The 18186-nt window shown below is 47.9% G+C and carries 23 protein-coding genes, 1 tRNA gene and 3 pseudogenes; 15 read left to right on the top strand and 12 right to left on the bottom strand.

The window, feature by feature from the left end; all coding sequences use genetic code 11:
* Position 1 precedes the first annotated feature (1 nt).
* Positions 2-247, bottom strand: a pseudogene (locus AC15IQ_RS11410) (transposase domain-containing protein); the annotation flags it as partial.
* Positions 248-378: 131 nt separating this feature from the next.
* Between AC15IQ_RS11410 and AC15IQ_RS11405 the strand changes: the two are divergent.
* The 4 genes from AC15IQ_RS11405 to AC15IQ_RS11390 are packed head-to-tail and all read left to right on the top strand — an operon-like array spanning position 379 to position 3527.
* Complete coding sequence (locus AC15IQ_RS11405) at positions 379-1596, top strand: tyrosine-type recombinase/integrase (RefSeq protein ID WP_483179273.1); 1218 nt, start codon at positions 379-381, stop codon at positions 1594-1596.
* Positions 1586-2527 (top strand): tyrosine-type recombinase/integrase, encoded by a 942-nt coding sequence (locus AC15IQ_RS11400; RefSeq protein ID WP_483179271.1) that lies wholly within the window; start codon positions 1586-1588, stop codon positions 2525-2527. The genes AC15IQ_RS11405 and AC15IQ_RS11400 overlap by 11 nt, the downstream gene beginning before the upstream one ends.
* Positions 2524-2670 carry a hypothetical protein gene (locus AC15IQ_RS11395; protein ID WP_483179269.1) on the top strand — a complete coding sequence of 49 codons (147 nt, stop codon included), beginning with the start codon at positions 2524-2526 and terminating at the stop codon, positions 2668-2670. The genes AC15IQ_RS11400 and AC15IQ_RS11395 overlap by 4 nt, the downstream gene beginning before the upstream one ends.
* A gap of 11 nt (positions 2671-2681) precedes the next feature.
* The gene (locus AC15IQ_RS11390) at positions 2682-3527 is read left to right on the top strand and encodes a tyrosine-type recombinase/integrase (RefSeq protein ID WP_483179267.1); all 846 of its coding nucleotides are present in this window, start codon (positions 2682-2684) and stop codon (positions 3525-3527) included.
* Positions 3528-3620: 93 nt separating this feature from the next.
* Here AC15IQ_RS11390 and tnpC read toward each other — a convergent pair.
* From tnpC to tnpA, 3 genes and pseudogenes are all read right to left on the bottom strand, one after another.
* Positions 3621-4970: pseudogene (gene tnpC / locus AC15IQ_RS11385) on the bottom strand (IS66 family transposase); the annotation flags it as partial.
* A 76-nt stretch (positions 4971-5046) separates the two neighbouring features.
* Positions 5047-5400, bottom strand: a complete 354-nt coding sequence (gene tnpB, locus AC15IQ_RS11380; RefSeq protein ID WP_483179017.1) for an IS66 family insertion sequence element accessory protein TnpB — start codon at positions 5398-5400, stop codon at positions 5047-5049.
* Entirely contained in the window at positions 5397-5708 is a 312-nt protein-coding gene (tnpA, locus tag AC15IQ_RS11375) for an IS66 family insertion sequence element accessory protein TnpA (RefSeq protein ID WP_483179266.1), read from the bottom strand. The genes tnpB and tnpA overlap by 4 nt, the downstream gene beginning before the upstream one ends.
* Before the next feature lie 121 nt (positions 5709-5829).
* Between tnpA and AC15IQ_RS11370 the strand changes: the two are divergent.
* Positions 5830-6075 (top strand): annotated as a pseudogene (locus AC15IQ_RS11370) (helix-turn-helix transcriptional regulator); the annotation flags it as partial.
* A 118-nt stretch (positions 6076-6193) separates the two neighbouring features.
* On the opposite strand, the gene AC15IQ_RS11365 reads toward AC15IQ_RS11370, so the two are convergent.
* Positions 6194-7120: an RNA-guided endonuclease TnpB family protein gene (locus tag AC15IQ_RS11365; RefSeq protein ID WP_483179384.1), complete on the bottom strand. Its 927-nt coding sequence runs from the start codon at positions 7118-7120 to the stop codon at positions 6194-6196.
* A gap of 37 nt (positions 7121-7157) precedes the next feature.
* Between AC15IQ_RS11365 and AC15IQ_RS11360 the strand changes: the two genes are divergently transcribed.
* On the top strand, positions 7158-7448 hold the full coding sequence (locus AC15IQ_RS11360) for a hypothetical protein (RefSeq protein WP_483179264.1): 291 nt from the start codon (positions 7158-7160) through the stop codon (positions 7446-7448).
* An 85-nt stretch (positions 7449-7533) separates the two neighbouring features.
* Here the strand turns inward: AC15IQ_RS11360 and AC15IQ_RS11355 are convergent, their stop codons facing one another.
* On the bottom strand, positions 7534-7908 hold the full coding sequence (locus AC15IQ_RS11355; RefSeq protein WP_483179262.1) for a hypothetical protein: 375 nt from the start codon (positions 7906-7908) through the stop codon (positions 7534-7536).
* 171 nt (positions 7909-8079) lie between these two features.
* Between AC15IQ_RS11355 and AC15IQ_RS11350 the strand changes: the two genes are divergently transcribed.
* From AC15IQ_RS11350 to AC15IQ_RS11340, 3 genes are all read left to right on the top strand, one after another.
* A complete protein-coding gene (locus tag AC15IQ_RS11350; protein ID WP_483179260.1) occupies positions 8080-8553 on the top strand; it encodes an RNA-guided endonuclease TnpB family protein in 474 nt (157 codons plus the stop codon).
* Positions 8501-9325 carry a hypothetical protein gene (locus tag AC15IQ_RS11345; RefSeq protein ID WP_483179258.1) on the top strand — a complete coding sequence of 275 codons (825 nt, stop codon included), beginning with the start codon at positions 8501-8503 and terminating at the stop codon, positions 9323-9325. The genes AC15IQ_RS11350 and AC15IQ_RS11345 overlap by 53 nt, the downstream gene beginning before the upstream one ends.
* 80 nt (positions 9326-9405) lie before the next feature.
* Complete coding sequence (locus AC15IQ_RS11340; RefSeq protein ID WP_483179256.1) at positions 9406-9570, top strand: hypothetical protein; 165 nt, start codon at positions 9406-9408, stop codon at positions 9568-9570.
* 112 nt (positions 9571-9682) lie between these two features.
* On the opposite strand, the gene AC15IQ_RS11335 is transcribed toward AC15IQ_RS11340, so the two are convergent.
* Positions 9683-9886: a hypothetical protein gene (locus AC15IQ_RS11335; protein WP_483179255.1), complete on the bottom strand. Its 204-nt coding sequence runs from the start codon at positions 9884-9886 to the stop codon at positions 9683-9685.
* A 277-nt stretch (positions 9887-10163) separates the two neighbouring features.
* Between AC15IQ_RS11335 and AC15IQ_RS11330 the strand changes: the two genes are divergently transcribed.
* Together AC15IQ_RS11330 and AC15IQ_RS11325 are read left to right on the top strand one after the other, a co-directional pair.
* Entirely contained in the window at positions 10164-10421 is a 258-nt protein-coding gene (locus AC15IQ_RS11330; protein WP_483179253.1) for a hypothetical protein, read from the top strand.
* On the top strand, positions 10409-10585 hold the full coding sequence (locus AC15IQ_RS11325) for a hypothetical protein (RefSeq protein WP_483179251.1): 177 nt from the start codon (positions 10409-10411) through the stop codon (positions 10583-10585). Before AC15IQ_RS11330 ends, AC15IQ_RS11325 begins: the two co-directional genes overlap by 13 nt.
* Before the next feature lie 96 nt (positions 10586-10681).
* Here AC15IQ_RS11325 and AC15IQ_RS11320 read toward each other — a convergent pair.
* From AC15IQ_RS11320 to AC15IQ_RS11305, 4 genes are all read right to left on the bottom strand, one after another.
* A tRNA-Arg gene (locus AC15IQ_RS11320) sits at positions 10682-10756 on the bottom strand.
* Between the two features lie 81 nt (positions 10757-10837).
* Positions 10838-12274 (bottom strand): MFS transporter, encoded by a 1437-nt coding sequence (locus AC15IQ_RS11315; protein WP_483179250.1) that lies wholly within the window; start codon positions 12272-12274, stop codon positions 10838-10840.
* A gap of 186 nt (positions 12275-12460) precedes the next feature.
* Positions 12461-13417 (bottom strand): stage II sporulation protein P, encoded by a 957-nt coding sequence (spoIIP, locus tag AC15IQ_RS11310; RefSeq protein ID WP_483179248.1) that lies wholly within the window; start codon positions 13415-13417, stop codon positions 12461-12463.
* A gap of 107 nt (positions 13418-13524) precedes the next feature.
* Positions 13525-14796 carry an adenosylhomocysteinase gene (locus AC15IQ_RS11305; protein ID WP_483179247.1) on the bottom strand — a complete coding sequence of 424 codons (1272 nt, stop codon included), beginning with the start codon at positions 14794-14796 and terminating at the stop codon, positions 13525-13527.
* Positions 14797-15265: 469 nt separating this feature from the next.
* Here AC15IQ_RS11305 and AC15IQ_RS11300 point away from each other — a divergent pair, with 469 nt between their 5' ends.
* Positions 15266-15649 (top strand): DUF4870 domain-containing protein, encoded by a 384-nt coding sequence (locus tag AC15IQ_RS11300; protein ID WP_483179246.1) that lies wholly within the window; start codon positions 15266-15268, stop codon positions 15647-15649.
* A 297-nt stretch (positions 15650-15946) separates the two neighbouring features.
* Positions 15947-16633, top strand: a complete 687-nt coding sequence (locus AC15IQ_RS11295) for an MBL fold metallo-hydrolase (protein WP_483179244.1) — start codon at positions 15947-15949, stop codon at positions 16631-16633.
* A 6-nt stretch (positions 16634-16639) separates the two neighbouring features.
* On the opposite strand, the gene AC15IQ_RS11290 is transcribed toward AC15IQ_RS11295, so the two are convergent.
* Entirely contained in the window at positions 16640-17179 is a 540-nt protein-coding gene (locus tag AC15IQ_RS11290) for a hypothetical protein (RefSeq protein WP_483179242.1), read from the bottom strand.
* A gap of 152 nt (positions 17180-17331) precedes the next feature.
* Here AC15IQ_RS11290 and AC15IQ_RS11285 point away from each other — a divergent pair, with 152 nt between their 5' ends.
* Together AC15IQ_RS11285 and AC15IQ_RS11280 are read left to right on the top strand one after the other, a co-directional pair.
* Positions 17332-17763: a PaaI family thioesterase gene (locus AC15IQ_RS11285; protein ID WP_483179241.1), complete on the top strand. Its 432-nt coding sequence runs from the start codon at positions 17332-17334 to the stop codon at positions 17761-17763.
* A gap of 82 nt (positions 17764-17845) precedes the next feature.
* A complete protein-coding gene (locus tag AC15IQ_RS11280; RefSeq protein ID WP_483179239.1) occupies positions 17846-18127 on the top strand; it encodes a putative Se/S carrier protein in 282 nt (93 codons plus the stop codon).
* Positions 18128-18186: the final 59 nt, after the last annotated feature.

The raw sequence follows: 18186 nt of genomic DNA, 5'->3' as shown, positions 1-18186 counted from the left end.
ATCAAGAATCACTTGTAGTATCCTTATGATCTGGCATTCTGCAATCAACTGGCAGTGAATCTGACCAGGGTAGCAAGCCATCTATGGTTGCAGAATCTTGCGTATTTACATTGGGTAAGTGTTCAAACAGATAAACAAGGTAATTGTAGGGCTTCAGATTATTCTCCTTAGCCGTTTCGATTATGCTGTATATGATTGCACTCCCCTTGGCACCTCGGGGGGTGTTAGAGAACAAGAAGTTCTTCCGGTTATGTTCTCACGCACATAACCGGAATTATGTTTTGAGTATATTTATGTGCTCAGCGTAAACGCAGCGGAGGCACAGTCCTGGATATTGTAGAATAACAGTGCAAAATTTTTGAAAGGAGCACTGTTATTATGCCAACATTCAAAATTGGCGAAGACACACGCCGCGAGCTTGAAAGATTCAAAGGGTATATGCGAAAGCAGGAGTACACTGATGCAACGGTCACCGGTTACTGCACCTATCTTTCGCGGTTCTTGCGGCAAAGCAAATTACTGCAGACAGACACATTAAAAGAAGCTATCAAAGCCTTTCTTGAAAGCGAAAGAATGAATAACCCACGAACCTTCAAGTATTGCCGTGCCGCATTGAGCTTGTATTACATGATGATTAGCGGCGGAAGACTAAAAACCAAATCCGAAACAACTTCAACACCTGAGCTAGCAGGCTTGCTTCAATGCTTCCGCGAGTATTCCCTGGAGGTCAAACACATTAAAGAAGACACTGTCAATTCGGAAGTCAACCATGTGCGCTGGTTCCTGGAACACGCTTTCTTACACAACCCGCAGGGCTTCCCCGAGGGGTTGACGGCAGGGGATATCCGCAAATATGTGGTGGAACGGCTTGCTGCGCTCTCAGATTCTTCAAAGGGCCGCATGGTCACATCGATACGCAACTTTTTTCGATGCCAGGCATTTTACGGACAACCGGTACATCCATCCATCTTTCGTCTGCCTCTTTCTCCTGCTGTATGGAAGAAATCCGCTTTCCCGACGACCATTGACATAAATATTTTCAACACTCTGCATATGATCCCGGATGGGAACACAGCTACCGGGAAGCGAAATCGCTGTATCATTCTATTTTTTACCGAACTTGCGCTAAGATGTTCCGAGGTAGCTGCGCTATCGCTGGACGATTTTAATTGGTATGACGGCTGTGTGACGGTGCGTAACACGAAAAACGGCTCTGACCGTATATTGCCGTTGTCGGCAATGATGGGAAACGCCTTGGTTGAATATCTGGTGCAGGCCCGCCCGCAAACTTCATGTAGGACGCTTTTTGTCCAGTTTAGTCATCAGCGTGGTGAACCGATGGGATGCAGTCAAGTCCGCGGTGTTATACGCAGGAACTGCGCGAAAGCCGGTCTTGAGGATAATGCCTGTGGTACGCATATACTAAGGCGTACAGCGGCGACTAAGCTGTACAATTCTGGGAATTCGCTGAAACTAACCGCCGACATACTTGGACATGAATCCCTCAACTCAACAACTCATTACACGAAAACTGACCTAGTCGGGCTTTTGTCGGTGGCGTCATCTTGGCCGGGAGGTGAGCGCAGTGTTGAATAGCAACCGCATTACCCGGCAAATCGAAGAATATATCGAATACAAACGTAGTTTGGGCTATGTGATAAAAATCGAATCGCAGGAACTTAGGCGATTTGCGAAATATACCAGGGATATCGGGCATGATGGATCGCTCACAGCGGAGCTGGCCATACAATGGGCCTCTTTGGACAAGAATTTTACCCGCAAATATATGGCACGCCGCCTTGAAACGCTCCACACCTTTGCTGTATATATCTCTGCTTTTGATGAACAAACACAGATACTGCCAAACGGCATCTTCGGCAAAGCGCACCTGCGTACGACTCCATATATCTATACAGATGGTGAAGTTCTGTCGCTGATGCACCATGCGGGCAGCCTTTATTCGCCGGATGGGATCCGTGCTTACACTGTAGCATCGGCCATTGGACTCATGTATGCCACGGGAATCCGTGTTTCCGAGCTCACGTCCCTGAAAATCGCCGATGTACGGATTAAAGAAGGGTATCTATTCATAAATAGCTCAAAATTCAAAAAAACCCGCCTTGTGCCGCTGCATCATACCGTGATTGCCAGACTATCAGAGTATCGGGCTTTCATTGAAAGTAAAATCGGCGTAAAGAATGATGACGGTTACTTTTTTGTCACCTCATATGGCCGCCGGTTCAACACGCGTGCGTTTGAGTACGCATTTAAGTTAATCCGGCCGCTGGTATTCTGTGACACAGAAAAACCGCCAAGGCTTTACGATCTCCGCCATACCTTTGCCTGCAACACGATCAAACGCTGGTATGAAGCTGGGGAGGACGTAAACTGGAAGTTCTACCTGCTGTCAGCGTATATGGGTCATGTGAAGCCGGAAGACACCTATTGGTATCTGTCCGGCACTCCTGAACTTCTCGAAATTGCCGCCCGGAAATTCGAGAATCGCATTGGGGGTGATGGCGTATGAAAAACAATGATATCCAGACGTTGATTCAAAAATACTTCTTGCAATGGTTGATGGCTCAGCGGAATGTGTCGCCGGAAACAATCAAATCCTATAGGGACACGTTCGCATTTATTTCAGATATAATGAAACGTGTTGTGGCGTAACCCCATCCGAAATGTCTATCGCCCAATTTGACGTGGATCACATTTTGGGGTTCTTATCTTACCTGGACAAGGAACGGGGTAACAGCCCCAAGACTGTCAACAGCCGACTCGCAGCTCTGCATAGTTTCGTCAAGTACATGATCTTCCAATTGCCTGAGTACAGCGGACTGCTCAACAGGAGCCTGATGGTGCCGTTCCGAAAGACCGTGAAGCGGCAGATGGAGTTTCTGACGGAGGACGAATTTGCCGCCATGCAAAACGCCTGCAAAACGGATACGGCACTTGGACGCAGGGATATGCTAATGCTCCTTCTACTTTACAACACCGGCGTCAGGGTATCCGAGCTGGTCGGACTTAAGCTGGACGACATCCACATCGACAGCCGAAACACTGCGACCTACATCCGGATAAACGGAAAAGGCCGCAAAGAGCGTCATGTCCCCTTGTGGAAAAGCACCGCGAAATATCTTGCCGATTACATGCGTGATTACGCCCGCAATGAAACCGGCAATTTGTTTGCGAATTGTTTGGATGGTAACTTAACGCGTTCTGGTGTCCGTTACCGCTTGGATTGCCTGAAGCAGAAGGCTTCTGAAGAGATTCCCTCGCTTTCAAAGAAGAACATAACGCCCCATACCTTCCGGCACACGACGGCTCTGCGGATGTTGCAATCCGGCGTCGACATCTCGACAATCGCTATCTGGCTTGGGCACGAGAGTATCATCACGACACATAAATATATGGAGGCGGATCTGGAAATGAAGCGCCAGGCTCTAGAAAAAATGGGCGATTCCGGTCATTCATCCTACCACTTCACACCCGATGCGTCTATCATGACGTTTTTGGATTCGTTATGACGATTCATTTATGAGCCGACTTTTCCATGGGAAACGACGCGTTACAATACGCTTCGTTTCCCTATGGCACATAAATATATTCAAAACATAATTCCGGCCAATAACGAACGGCTTAATCGAGCGCTCCGCCCGATTGTTATCTATCTCCAACCTTCCATCCAGCAAGAAGTGGTTTAAATCATCCCATTGGTTCAAACAGTAAGTGATGGCCTTACCAAAGGCGCTCTTAGGCAGAGTTTGTTGCCGCTGCTTTTTGAGCCAGATATAAAAGTCATCAAGCACCGGTTTGCTTAACTCCAGCCGTCTTTCGTAACGTTCCTGGCTGGATAGCTCTTTCAATTGCCGCTCAATAGCAAATAATCGATTGCAGTAATCTAAACCCACACTAGCTGCCACCGGCTTGTCTTTTTGCTCAGTCGGCAATGCCTTTAGTGCTTCGGTAAATTTCCTGCGTGCATGCGCCCAGCAGCCGACCAGTGTCACACCAGCCAGTTTTCCATAGCCACTGTAGCCATCGGTTTGCAGATAGCCCGTAAATCCAGACAAGAAACTGTTCGGATGTTTGCTGGCTCTAGTTGTCTGGTAATCATACAGAACAATAGCTGGCCCATCCCTTCCAGTTCGGTAGAGCCACATGTAGGACTTTGATTCGGCTAAACGGCCCGGTTCTTTCAATACTTGCAGGGTTGTCTCGTCAGCATGCAGGATATCCCGCTGAAGCAGCTGCTCATGCATTCGGTCATAGATTATCTTAAGCCAGGGATCGGCGGCATTTAGCAGCCAATTTGCCATGGTCTGGCGTGACAGATCAATACCCAGACGCGAAAACTGCTGTTCCTGACGGTACAAAGGCAGACTGCTGGTGTACTTTTGATCCATTATGTAAGCCAATATGGAGGGGGAAGCCAGGCTGCCCGGTAATATTGGCTTGGGCATTTCAGCCTTGATTATCGGTGTCGTAATGTTATCTGTTTCGCACTGACGGCAAGCATATATGTATTGGACATGTTTGACGACTGAAACCTGGGCCGGTATGATCTTAAGTTCCTGCCTGACCTGAGTGCTCATCTCATGCAGGGCACCCTTACAGCATGGACAGACTTGCTCGTGTTCTTCAAGACGGTATTCGATAACTTCAACCGGCAGGTCCTTAAGCTTGTCTTCTCTCTGACCGGCCTGCTTTTTCTTGCGCTGATATGTGATCGTTTCCACGGTCGGCTCTTCAAGCTCGGGGTTCGCACTATCTTCAGCTTCATTAAACAGGCTGATCTGTTCTGGAGTAGTCTTCTCACTAGAAGCACTGAACTGCTTTGCACGGCTCAACCGGAACTGTTCCTCATACCATTTTAATTTGGCATTAAGCTCAGCAATTTGTTGGTTCTGTTTAAGTATCTCAGCATTGAGTTGTTCAATTATCAAGTCCGAATTTTCTTGCATATCCATAGCTATATTATACCGTAAAATCGGCCTTTTCGCACTATTAAAATGCCTAAATATCCGGGTTTAGAGCCGTTTTCTGTTAAAGAATAATTCTTTGTTTAACTGCTTTATGAGCCTGAGTTTGTTTTATAGATAAGCCATCCAGTAGCCAGCGGAATTCGCGGTAGCTGATGCTAACCACCTCGGTTTTATCTGTCGGCCAGTTAAACTTGCCGCGCTCCAAACGCCGGTAATGCAACCAGAAGCCATTATGCTCCCACTGCAATATCTTGAGTTTGTCACGCTTGCGATTGCAGAACACAAATAGACTCGGGCTAAACGGATCCAGATCAAACGATTCTTTGACTAACACTGCCAATCCGTCAATCGATTTTCTAAGATCAGTACTACCGCAGGCCAGATAAACCTGCCTGCTTGATATTTCACTGATCATATTGTCTGCAGGACCTGCATGATCTCGCGCAACAGCTGCTGATCAAATCCTTTTTTGACCTCAATTGTTGCTTGTCCGATATGCACTGCTATGGTATCTGGGTCAAGACTTACCCGGTCGAATCCCAGGGAAACCCATTTCACAGGCTGATTGTTGTCCACCTGGCCGAAGCGCAGCTTCTTACGCCAATAGTAAAATTGATGTACTTTGATTGAATGATCATTGCACCAGGCAGCTATGCTTTTACCGCTGGCTTGATATTCTGCCAGACGCTGTTCCCACAGGCTGCGCAGATCATTGCCTATCATTCCTGAACACCTCCTTGTTTTTGTGTTCAGGTTATTTTCTCACCTTTTGTTGCTGCGCTCATATGTGTGAAGTTTTTGACGCTTACCTTGATTTATAGGTGTTCGCTGTTTGACGCTTACTTTTAAAAGGATGTTTTCTTTTTTATCAGGAATTGGTTTGTCAGAATATATTCGAAGAAGGAGATTAACGCTGGCTGCCCTTGATTTGAAAGATACAAATTTGAGAATAATTGATGTTGCTGTCAAATATGGTTATGATTCAGCTGATTCATTCTCCCGTGCTTTTCATTCTATGCATGGTATTCTTCCTTCTGAAGCAAGAAGTGAGAATACACAGTTAAAAGCCTATCCTAGAATGACCTTTCAATTTTGAACTACTCGCGACTAAAGTCGCAAGATTCCTGATTCATCGCTTTCTGCTTCTGTTAAAGGGAAGTCTTACAAAAGCTCCACAGGCTAACCCCGTAGTTCCTACGGTTCTAAGGCTAGACTGACAACAGCCTTAATCCTTCGCTTAAGATATTTCGGGCGGCATTGGTATCCCGATTATGTACGGCTTTGCAATGTGGGCACTGCCACTCCCTCACACTAAGGGTAAGCATCGGATTGGTTTCGCCGCAGATGCTACAAAGTTTGCTGGATGGATAAAACTTGTCGATGGTTACTACGGTATGGCCATACCATTCAGCCTTGTAGCTTATCATCTGGCGAAACATGCCCCAGCCTGCATCAGAGATTGATTTGGCTAAACGTCTGTTTTTGGCCAGGTTCTTTACCCGCAAATCCTCAAGACAGATCACTTGGTTTTCGCGTACTATCCTGGTGGATTGCTGGTGAAGAAAGTCCCGGCGCATATTGGCAATTCGTTCATGCTGCCTGGCTACTTTTGCTCGTTGCTTTAGGTAGTTGTTGCTTCCCTTGGTTTTACGGGAAAACTGTCTCTGGAGTCGAGCCAGTTTCCTTTCCTCTTTCCTGAAATAGCGTGGATTTTCAATTACGTCTCCGTTTGAGCCAATGGCAAAGGTCATTAAGCCAAGGTCGTATCCTGCGAAGCTATATACTTCGGGCAGTTCATCTACCTTTGCCTGACATAAGACCGATACCAGATATTTACCGCTGGATGTTCTATTGATGGTGGCACTGATAATTCTTCCGGGCAGGTCGGCCCACTTTTTGCTCTTGCGAAACCTTACCCAGCCCAGTTTAGGCAGCTTGATCTGGTAGGCTTCCATATCTACGCAGATGTTGTCATTGGTAAAATTCGTCCTATACTTCTGTTTGGACTTATGCTTACTTTTAAACCTGGGAAAGCCCGGCTTATTTCCCTTACGCAGTTCGCGGAAGAAGTTGTTGTAGGCAGTATTCAAATCCCGAAGGCTGTTTTGAAGGGCGAATTTGTCTACTTCGGGGATGCGGACGAAAACCTGGACTTAACATGGGAGAAAGTCAATGTATTCGTACGCAGAACGGATGAGAGCAGTAAAGCTGTACATCAAATATGATTTGAATGTGGCAGCCACCTTGCGCGAGTTAGGGTATCCATCGAAAAATGCATTGAAGCAATGGTATGTCGAATATATGGAAGACGGCGGGCTTCACAAACATTTTGCTAAGAAGTCTAAATATTCACCCTCACAGAAAAAAGCGGCGGTAGCTTACTATATGGAGCATGGCCGCAGTATTTCCCGAACGATAAGAGCAATCGGCTACCCGTGCCGTGATGTTCTGACTCGAGTTTGACAGTGACAAATCATAGAACCTCACAACAACGGGCATTAAGGGGTATGCGAAATACGTGTGCCACTACATTTCTGTAGTGACATGATTATGTGCGTAGCACTCTGGAAGGGACTTGCATGTGAACCGCTTTAAATGCAAGATGAGCGGTTCCCTCTAGTTCGGTGCGGATGATAGACGAGGTTGTGCCCCGTTTAACGAATACTGCCTTAAGATATGATAGATCCCTTTTTACCTGACTGTAAGAAGCCTCCGGTGCTATCTGGTTTAGCTGTTGCCGAAAGCTCATCTCAAGATAAAAGGCCAGAAAACACATCATGATATGCCCCCGGATGCGCTTCTCTGTCCAGTGATACATGGGCCGCAGTTCCAGATTGGCTTTGATATCACGGAAAGCCCGTTCTACCATCCATAGCTGTTTGTAGGCCAGAGCCACTTCTTCGGCAGACACTACTCGGGACAAATAGGAGTCTTGTTATTCGATAAGCAGATAGACATCGGACAAGCCTATATGTTCCAAGGCAAAGCCAAGCTCGAAGAAGACAGCTTTAAATTATTTGCTTATCAAATCACGGCCGTAAAACCCCTAGCTTCAGCTATGGGGATATAAGGCGCATTAAGACCCGATATGTAGGTGAAAGGAGGTAGTGCCCTGCACAAGGCGTTTAAATTTCGGTTGTACCCTACAAAAGAACAGGCACAGCTCATAAATAAAACAATAGGGTGTACCCGATATGTCTACAACCATTTTCTCAATGCGCGAATTGAACTCTATGAGGAAAAGCAGGAGTCCTTAAATATCAACACTTGCTGCCTTAAACTCACCCAACTGAAAAAGAGCATCCCGTGGCTTAAAGAAGTAGATTCTATGGCCTTGCAGCAGACGCTTAGGGACTTAGAAAATGCTTATAAACGATTTTTTAAGGAAAAGAAAGGTTTCCCCAAGTTTAAGAGCAAGAAGAATCCAAAGCAAAGCTATCGCACTAATGCCAACAAAACCAGCATTGTTGTGTTAGGGGATAAGGTCAGGCTACCCAAGTTAGGGTGGGTAGCCTTTGCCTTGGAACAACACCATCGGTTGGGTGGATACGACAGAACTAGCTTCTAGGTACACCCATACCGCACACGACCTGCCTGTTGGCAAATGTGCCTGGATCGACACAACCAGGCAAGCAGTCATCTTTGTCGAGAAAGAATACGCACAAGAACTGCAAAGGCTTCTTGATGGAGAAACAATCGACTCTTGGGACGAAGGCATCATACCGACTGACACAATACTTCAGATTTTTACGGCCCGTTTTGACGACGGCTACGAAGCTGAAATCATAGTCTGTTCTGGGCAAAACAACTATTTCATAGACGCGGTATTGCTCGACCGAAGAAGCTGCGAGGTTTGCACCTTAGACCCCGCACACGACTTGCTGGACTGTATAATTTCGGAACCCATCAAGTCGAACTACGGTCACTATAGGGAGGAAATTATGCAAATCAGCGATTCAGTAATGGTCCCCAGGACTGGGGGAGGGTTTTCTTCTGGAAAAATCCTCTTGATTAAAGAGGATCACGCACTTGTGGAATTTGTTACCGGGAACACCATCAGGGGGCAGCTAAACCCAACCCCCAACGAGGTTGGGACAAAAATAGTCCCCATGAACAAACTGGTTCTGATACCGGACAGCTGCGCCAAAATAACTATCGGCCAATACCTGAGACAGGGCGGCCTGTGGGAAATCGGTGAAACTCGGCTGGCCTGGCATAGTGGCAATCAAGTGATCGCCACGCGATCCAACAAGAGGTGGTTCAACCTGCACTATGTAAGAAGCGGAACATTGAATTCTGCCAATATTGCCAACATAGACTGGTTGGAAATCGCTGTTTAAAACGGGTTCCGAAGATTGTCACTTAGATACTTGAATTTAATTTTATCCAAGGAGATTACACTTTTGGTGGCGTTCCAATAATGAGAGCGGATGCCGAGAGGATTTTTGGAAAAACGATTGCACCATTTGGAAATACGAGAAAACAGTTTGTAGAAGAATTTCCAAATGAAGTACAAGCGGTTGTGTGGGAGCCGGGGATTATGGATACCGTTAGCTACTATCATGCGTTGGGACTCGACGAATAGAATGAGCATAATCTTTAGAGTCGCATAACAAATGTGCAGCTTACAGAACTCAAACACGACACCTCCAATTTTGGTTTATTCTTGGTAATGGAATGGCAAAATGCGTCCATAATTAAAGTTTAAATATCTTTATGACAATTAATAAACCGATAGCTCCTCCTACTAGCCAGATAATAAAGAATGATATCAAATGTTCAATATCGATGTAGCCAGTAATTAAATATTTACCAGTTCCATACAACACCATTCCCAATAAACCACCTAAGGCCATAAATATAAATCTTTTGAGGTTATTAGAATTTGCTGATGTCTTCATAGAGAGATTTGTTTCCTCCAACAATTATTATTGATGATTATATTATACATACCAAGTTGATGGAGAAGAATTGCATGACGCATTAGATGTGTAGAATTGAGTTAAAAACGGCTAAGTAGCCCAAAAAACCATCTCCCTACATTTGGCTGCGTTGGGGATCAAAACACACCATAGCCGGCTAGAAGGAGAAAAATATTGGTATTACTACAAGTTGTTTGCAAGAGCCCGGCTTAATGCCGGGTTTTTTTATACCAATTTTTCTGGGAGGTTTTGAATTATGACTAACTCTATAAGAATGTTTGATCAAAATGAACTTATCAGTGAACCGAGTAAAGCAACTGTTCTTAAATGGGAGGATGCTCCAGATTTTTTGAAACCCCAAGAGGCAGCAAAACTCATGAGAATTGGAAGAAACAGAATCTATGAGTATGCTGCAATGCAACTGGGTCACAAGGATATCAGCACAACACTAAACACATATGCCCATGTGACTCAAAAGATAAAGCAGCAAGCGCAGCAACGATGGAAGGCATAATAGCTGGGGCTTTACCAAAATCTCCAGGACAAGATTCCCAAGAATCAGCCGCCAAAGAGCATATATTAATGGAACCATCAGAAGAGAAACCCAAATTGACGCTGGTGGTTAATAATGGCAAAGTTATTCCTCAAGGCAAGCCGCAAGAAATACGAATCATGTGATCTAGATAAAAAAACTTCTGTCAAACTTCTGTCAAAACTTCTGTCAAATCAAAAAAATAGCACTTTCAGTTAGGATGAAAGTGCCGATTTTTCCTATGGTACGCCTGAGAGGAATCGAACCTCCGCACCCGGCTCCGGAGGCCGGTGCTCTATCCACTGAGCTACAGGCGCATAATGCATTACTGATTATAGCAGAATTCAATGGGCAGGTCAAAGCCCGCCGGGTATAATCGCAGCAAAGATGAGCCCAGGCTAGGGCTCTTCAACAACAGCCTTGTCAGGGGATGACCTTAGGGCTCCGGTGAGCAGAGAGATGAGCAGCCCGGTCAGACTGAATCCCATGGCTACGAGGTATACCCGGTGTGAGGCCAAAACATAGGCCTGTTCATAGCTCAGCATAGACTGCTGGGTGGTAAAGAACCAGGTGAAAAGGCTGGCCGATAAAGCTATACCCAGGGCAAAGCCGAAATTGCGGATGGTGGCAATGAATCCTCCGGTGTAACCAGCTTTGGATTTGGGCACTGCCCCCAGGATGGAGCTGTTGTTGGGGGAACCGAAACAGCCCATGCCGATGCCGAAAACAACCAGCCCCAATATTATGTGCCAGGGCCCGGTTTCAGCATTCATCAGGCTGAATACCAGGAAAGCCAGGCTAGCCAAGAGAAACGACACTGAGGTCAGGCGAGCCGGGCCGATGCGGTCTGACAGGCTTCCGGCTAAGGGCGCGGTCACAGCCAGGCAGATTGGAGGTATGGTCATAAGCAGACCGGATTGTGCCGGAGTATAGCCCAAGAGTCTTTCCATATAAAAGGGCAGGAGAAAGAACATGAAGGTCTGCATGAAATAGATCATGAAGCCTAATATATTGCCAAAAAGAAAGGCCTTTATTTTGAACAACCCCAGGTCCAGCAGCGATTGGGGGGTTCTCATTTCATAGTAATAGAAAGCCAGCAAGAGAAGCGATCCCAAAAGCAGCAGACGCCAGTCCATACCCGCATGGGTCGACAGGGAAAAGACCAGTATGATAGCGGATAGGCCGAAGAGGATTATTCCCACCAGGTCAAAGCCATGGTCGTTCTCCACCTGATCCTGCCGGGGCAGAAGGCGCCAGGCTAAAAGGAAGGCTATTACTCCGATGGGAACATTGATCCAGAAGATGGTCGGCCAGGCGAAGCGGGCCACCAGAAATCCGCCCAGAGCCGGTCCGGTCATATTGCCGATACCGACCACGCTGCCGGTAAAGCCCAGGGCTTTGCCGCGTTCTTCCCGGGGGAAACTGTTGGAGACGATCCCGATGCCGGTGGCCATAAGCATACTGGCGCCCAAGGCCTGGAACACCCGGGCGGCGATCAGGCCGGAAAGAGTACTGGAAAGGGCGCATAGTACCGATCCCAAAGTGAAACCCAGAAATCCGGCGGTATAGATCCGGTTGCTGCCGATTTTATCGCCCAGCTTGCCGAGAAATAAAAGGGTGGAGGTAATGGCTAGCATATAAGCGGTCACCACCCATTGAATCTGCTGCAGATCTACCTCTAGGCTTTGTGCAATGGTGGGATTGGCGATATTCAGGATGCTGCCATCCAAAGTGGACATAAAAATGCCCAGGCACACGATGAAAAGTACCTGCCATTTCGGTGCGATCTTCAAAAACTCACCCTTCCCCGGATCATCAGGTTGTTCATTTAGCAACCTGCAACCTCTATTATTATATAAATAACTGTTCCGGGAAAGAAGCAACCTTGGTCAGAAGACGAGCCAGTTCACCATTTGCCGGGTAAAAATGCTGGCTAATGGCAACACCAGTTAAATGGCCAAGCATCTCGGATAGCAGAGCCGGTTGCCGGGTCGCTGTTTTCTATTGTTTGGTTATAATGGCTATCTGTTGCGCAGGACTGCGATTAGGGTGTCTCCCATGGCTGTTGCCGCTCGTTCTGCGGACAACCGGTAGTTTCCAGTAGTACCTATTTCTAAAAGCAAAGCAGTTGGATATAAGTCCTGATTGTAATTCCCGCGACCGATAAAGATTCCTCTTAAAAGGCCAGGATACATAGAATCAGCTGTTGCCTTGACCTGCCGGGCGTAATTCAGGTTGGTTTTGAAATTGGGGTTGGTTCGCCCCATAACTATCATTACCCTGGCGGTGGGGATGCCGTTAATGGTGGTTTGATAAGCTCTGGCCGGGGCCGCATCTCGGTGTATATCAAAGGCCGCGTCTGGACCCTCGCTTAAGAGGCTGTTGGCGGTGCGGCGAGAGCGGTGATAAGCGTTGATATCATGGGGATCATGTTTATTGAGGCTGTGGGTCACGCTGATGCCATTGAGTCTGAAGGTTTCTGCCAGTTTTTTCCCAACCGCATAGACATCGCCATCTCCGGGACGGGACGTTGTCCCCGAAGTCGGCTTAAAGCATTCATCGGTATGGGTATGGTAAATCACCACATGGATATCCTGTGCTGGGGTCTGGGCCGGAATGCTGGGTCCCCTGGGTCGCAAGGCGGGTTGGGCGGTGTCATCCAGGTCCAACATGGATTTCAAAGGCGAATTATCGGGGGTTGTCAGGGTAGCCCAGGCCTGATCCTTTTCCACCCTGGTTATCTGGTAATGCTGGTCTTGGTCGCTGATCCATATATCATCGACATGAATGGGGATTCCGGTCTCCAGAACTATATTGCCTGCTTCATCCCTGACAGTGTAGTAAGAAGAGTTGCCCTGATTGTCGCCTAATGGCTTAGCTTGCGGAGCGTTCATCAGGTTCATCAAATAAGCCCCCACCATAACTGCCAGCAGTATGCCAAAGAATATCCACAAATACCTTTTAGCCTTAGTTTCCATAACAAAACCGCCTTTCCTCAATAGCATTAACTATTATGGCTGAAAGGCGGTCTGGATATTCAAAAACCAGTGCCCGCAGAGCTGCGGTAAACCGGCTCAGAACGACCTCATAGATTGGTGTCCCAATCGGCCAGATAGGATTTTTGTTCAACAGTCAGATCGTCAATAGCAACACCGGCGGTTTGCAATTTGAGCCTGGCTACCTTTTGATCGATAACGGCAGGCACATTATATACATGGCATCCCAGCTCAGGGCGATTTTGCAGCAGGTAAACCAGAGACATGGCCTGCAGGGAAAAGCTCAAGTCCATCACCTCGGCGGGGTGTCCATCCCCGGCTGCCAGATTGACCAGGCGGCCTTCTGCCAGGAGATACAGGCGACGGCCATCATGGAGGGTGATTTCTTCAATGTTATTCTTCAAGAGCCGCTGCGATTTGGCCAGTGATGTGAGGTCCGGTTTGGAAATTTCTACATCGAAATGGCCGGCGTTGGCCATGATGGCTCCATCCCTCATCCGCTCCATGTGCTCGCCCCGAATCACATTGATATTACCGGTGACGGTGATGAAGATGTCTCCTAATTGGGCGGCTTCACTCATAGGCATGACCTGAAATCCGTCCATGATGGCTTCATTGGCCTTGATAGGGTCGATTTCGGTAATGATCACTTTGGCTCCCATGCCCAGAGCGCGCATCGAGACTCCTTTGCCGCACCAGCCATAACCGGCTACTACCACGTTTTTACCAGCTACCACCAGGTTGGTGGTGCGGTTGATGCCATCCCAGACCGATTGCCCGGTGCCGTAGCGGTTGTCGAAGAGGTATTTCATGTAAGCGTCATTCACCGCTATGACCGGGAAAAGCAGGGCGCTGTCACGGTCCATAGAGCGCAGCCGGACGATCCCGGTGGTGGTCTCCTCACAGGCCCCGATAATGGTTTGAGCCTGCTGGCGCCTTTCCTTATGCAGCAAGGTGACCAGGTCGGCACCGTCATCGATGATGGCATGCGGTTCAGCATCCAGAGCCAGGTTGAGGAAACGCTCATATTCTGCCATAGACTCGCCATGAATAGCGTAAACGGTGATGCCGCTATCCACCAGGGCGGCGACTACATCATCCTGGGTTGAAAGCGGATTGCTGGCACACGCCACTACGCTGGCTCCGGCAGCCTGCAGGGTCTGCAGCAGATAGCCAGTCTTAGCCTCCAGGTGCAGGCAGCAGGTGACAGTCACGTCTTGCAGCGGACGGGAGTCAGCATACTCCTGGCGGAGATGGTTCATCACCGGCATGCGGCCCTGCACCCATTCCAGTTTGCGGTAGCCGTCAGCTGCCATATTGATATCCTTGATTATCGATTGCTGCGGGGTAACAATTGCCATAGTATTTCCTCCTGCGTAATTATACCATCAGCCCGGAACGAGTGATTCATTATCTCATGAGTGAGCTGAGCCGGGCCATTTTTGGTCACGGTATATGTACAACCTATTCATAGCATACCCGCCCTGGAGCTTATTTGGAATATAAAATCTGGCGCTTCGCCCTGTAGTTGATAAAATCTTTTTCCATACTATTGACAGAACATATGTTTGTGTTTAAGATAATAGAACAAATGTTCTTATGGGGAGGTAATGGACATGTTTCAGGGACTGAGCAAAGGTGATTTCTTTCAAGCTATGGTGGGAGCAGTAGGTCTGGTTGTGGTCACCTATCTCTTCTCAGTGGTATTTTTGTCCATCATATGATCGTTGCGGTCAATGATGCATTTCAGATTAAGGTAAACAACCGCCGGGCTATATAATATAATATAACCATGAACTGCCGCTATTGATGAGACATGGAGGTATGTGAATGGTGTCAAACGACCCCACTGAACGCAATTGGGCTATGGCCTGCCATCTGAGTGCTTTTCTGGCTTTTACCGGACTGCCTCTGGGGAATGTACTGGGACCGCTGATCGTGTGGCTGATGAAACGCGATCAATATCCGCTGGTGGATGAGCAGGGTAAGGAATCGCTCAATTTTCAGATTTCTATGAGTATTTACGCGGTTGCTGGGCTGATGCTGGCAGGGATTCTTCTGGTGACCATACTCTTGATGCCTTTGAGTGTGTTGACGTTAATACTGCTGGGGGCAATCGGGGTGGTGGACCTGATTCTGGTGGTGGTGGCCTCGATCAATGTTAGCAACGGGCAGCCCTATCAATACCCGTTTAGCATTCGCTTTTTGAAATGAATCATATATCTAACATCAGTTAGAGTATATATCAGAAATTATAACAGCAGGCCTGGCCTGCTGTTCTGCTTGGGAAGGTTCTATTGGCCAACAGTCTGAAGTTCTTTGGCCCCTCCTCTGTTGGCCTCGGCTGGCCCAAGTTATGCAAAAGACCCCTCATAATTGAAAAGCGCCGTGGTCAGAGGTAAGCTAAAGATGGGACGAGTTTGACAGCGGTGTGGATAAGGAGGAAAGTGGTTAATAAAATAAGCCAACAAAAAGAACGTCCCTCTGTTGGGACTCTGTTGGGAGGAAAGTATGAAAAGTAAAGTGATAGAGATAGCCCCATACGTATATCAGGTGGGCGGGGGAAGGCTCTCTGACTCCGAGGATTGCATGGTTTACCTGGTGGCTGCAGAGGGCGCTTCCTGTTTGATTGATACCGGCGCTGGGGGAAGCGTGGCCAGGATCATCGAGAACATCTCCTACAGCGGTTTGAAGCTGGATGATATCAAGACCATCATCGCCACTCACGGACACATAGACCATATCGGCGGGCTGCCGGCCTTCAAAGACATTTTGGGCGCCAAGCTCATCGCTCACAAATTGGAATTGCCGGCGATCGAAGAAGGCCGTCCTGAACTGACTGCCGCCGCCTGGTATGGGATCCGCTATAAGGGAGTAATAGTAGACCGGGTCCTGTCGGGGGACGAAACCGTGATGGTAGGGGAGTTGGCTCTGCATTGCGTACACACCCCGGGGCACACCCCGGGCAGCATCGCGGTCTATGTTGATATTGACGGACAGCGCATTCTCTTCGGGCAGGACATCCACGGACCCTTCACCAAAGAATGGGGTTCTGACAAAGCGCAGTGGCAGGATTCCATGCAAAAACTGCTGGCATTAGAAGCCGATGTCCTCTGCGAAGGCCATTTTGGCATCTATTCACCGGCCAGTGCGGTGCGCGATTACATTCAAGGTTATATCCGCCGTCTGGGGCGTTGAGACTTTCTAGCGCCAGGCTTCGTACCAGTAGTAATCTACGGTTCTGATACCGTATTCAATAGCGCTTTTGTCGGCGTAGTAATTGCCGCGGCCGAGAAAAACATCGAACCAGTATGGTGTGGCCCCATAACGGCCATAGTATATGTCACCGGTATCGAAGACCTTAAAAGCGGACATCTGGCGGCCGTTTACGGTAATGGGTTGCTCTAGATAGATCATGGTTCCATACGGAATGATAGGTTGGCGCGGGTCTGCACCGGGGTAGATGGGGTGCACTGCGACTCCTCCGATGTAGTAATTACCGCCGCTGGAGGGTCGCACTCCGCCGTATTCCAGATAAGCGGTGGATTTTTGGTCTTGCACCGAGAATTTGACATACCACTCGGTTTCAGCCTGTTGTTCTTCCGGTATCATCAGCGGCTTCTGCGGTACTTCCGTGGGAGGCCTTCTGTCCGAAGTCAGCCAAAGTGTCAACAGTACGATTAATGCAGATACCGCGTATGCCAGCATTCTGGTCCAATCTCCTGGAAAACCTTGCTTTCGCAAATCACCACACCTCCTGTCTGCTTAATTTACGCAGCAAGAGCCCCGATTATTTAAGCCTGTCTTTAAAGCTCCTTATCAGCAATTCTCCGCCTTATGCTATAATTAATTTTATTAATCCGCCACTAATCATTAAATATAAGGAGGCACCCATTGTGAATGCAATAAATTCTGGCATCGAAGCAAGATTATTCGATTATCTGCTGCATTCCCTGCAGGATACCCCTTATTATCAACTCCTCGGTTTTAAACTGGTACAGCTGGGCCCGGGCCTAAGTGAATTTGAAGTGCTGACTGAAGAGAAGCACTGCAATCCTCTGGGTCTGATCCATGGCGGCCTAGTAATGTCTATTGCCGATGCGGTGATGGGCAACGCCATCCGTTCGATAGGAGTCAATGGGGTGACGGTTGATGTTTCGGTTTCGGTTATAGCGGCGGTTCCTCATGGGTCCGTACTTCGCGCTACCGGCAAGGTGAGGCGTGCGGGACAAAAAATGATCTTTGCTGAAGCCGAGGTGTGGTGCAAAGATCGGCTAATGGGGCAGGCTAAAGGCACCTTTTATAATCAAGGACCTATACAGTATTAATTATTAATAGATTAGGTCGGTGTTATGAGCAAAGAACCTTTAAGTCCAGAGCATAGGGGTATTAATAGATTGGGTCGGTGTTATGAGTAAAGAACTGATCAAGTTAAATGATTTCGGGCTCCTCACCTTTGGCACTACCACGCAAGCCTTGAAGGCGGAGCAAGTGCTGCAAAAGGCCGGAGCTGATTTTCTGGTTATTCCCATCCCCCGGGAAGTTTCAGCCAGTTGCGGCCTGGCGGTGAAAACCCGGCTGGAGGATCTGCCCCCCCAGCGCCAACTGCTGCGGGAACAGAAGGTTACGGTGGAGGGGGCTTTTCATTTCAAACCAAATGGCAAAGGCCGTGTAGCTGTACCCCTAGAGTAAAGCAGGGGGCTGACGGTTCTGGTGTTTGAAACTGAAGCAGAGCCATTGAATAGGAGAGA

Origin of the sequence: Syntrophomonas sp. DTU019 (assembly GCA_913757435.1) — a bacterium.
In the GTDB taxonomy this organism is placed as follows: domain Bacteria; phylum Bacillota; class Syntrophomonadia; order Syntrophomonadales; family Syntrophomonadaceae; genus DTU019.
This window is presented reverse-complemented; position numbering and strand designations above follow the sequence as displayed.

Coding starts and splice junctions, on each gene's coding strand:
- AC15IQ_RS11330 (WP_483179253.1), top strand. CDS start 10,164: ATGACTAACTCTATAAGAATGTTTGATCAAAATGAACTTATCAGTGAA.
- AC15IQ_RS11395 (WP_483179269.1), top strand. CDS start 2,524: ATGAAAAACAATGATATCCAGACGTTGATTCAAAAATACTTCTTGCAA.
- AC15IQ_RS11405 (WP_483179273.1), top strand. CDS start 379: ATGCCAACATTCAAAATTGGCGAAGACACACGCCGCGAGCTTGAAAGA.
- AC15IQ_RS11325 (WP_483179251.1), top strand. CDS start 10,409: ATGGAAGGCATAATAGCTGGGGCTTTACCAAAATCTCCAGGACAAGAT.
- AC15IQ_RS11340 (WP_483179256.1), top strand. CDS start 9,406: ATGAGAGCGGATGCCGAGAGGATTTTTGGAAAAACGATTGCACCATTT.
- AC15IQ_RS11295 (WP_483179244.1), top strand. CDS start 15,947: ATGAAAAGTAAAGTGATAGAGATAGCCCCATACGTATATCAGGTGGGC.
- AC15IQ_RS11305 (WP_483179247.1), bottom strand. CDS start 14,796: ATGGCAATTGTTACCCCGCAGCAATCGATAATCAAGGATATCAATATG.
- AC15IQ_RS11300 (WP_483179246.1), top strand. CDS start 15,266: ATGGTGTCAAACGACCCCACTGAACGCAATTGGGCTATGGCCTGCCAT.
- AC15IQ_RS11360 (WP_483179264.1), top strand. CDS start 7,158: ATGTATTCGTACGCAGAACGGATGAGAGCAGTAAAGCTGTACATCAAA.
- spoIIP (WP_483179248.1), bottom strand. CDS start 13,417: ATGGAAACTAAGGCTAAAAGGTATTTGTGGATATTCTTTGGCATACTG.
- AC15IQ_RS11390 (WP_483179267.1), top strand. CDS start 2,682: ATGTCTATCGCCCAATTTGACGTGGATCACATTTTGGGGTTCTTATCT.
- tnpB (WP_483179017.1), bottom strand. CDS start 5,400: ATGATCAGTGAAATATCAAGCAGGCAGGTTTATCTGGCCTGCGGTAGT.
- tnpA (WP_483179266.1), bottom strand. CDS start 5,708: ATGATAGGCAATGATCTGCGCAGCCTGTGGGAACAGCGTCTGGCAGAA.
- AC15IQ_RS11335 (WP_483179255.1), bottom strand. CDS start 9,886: ATGAAGACATCAGCAAATTCTAATAACCTCAAAAGATTTATATTTATG.
- AC15IQ_RS11280 (WP_483179239.1), top strand. CDS start 17,846: ATGAGTAAAGAACTGATCAAGTTAAATGATTTCGGGCTCCTCACCTTT.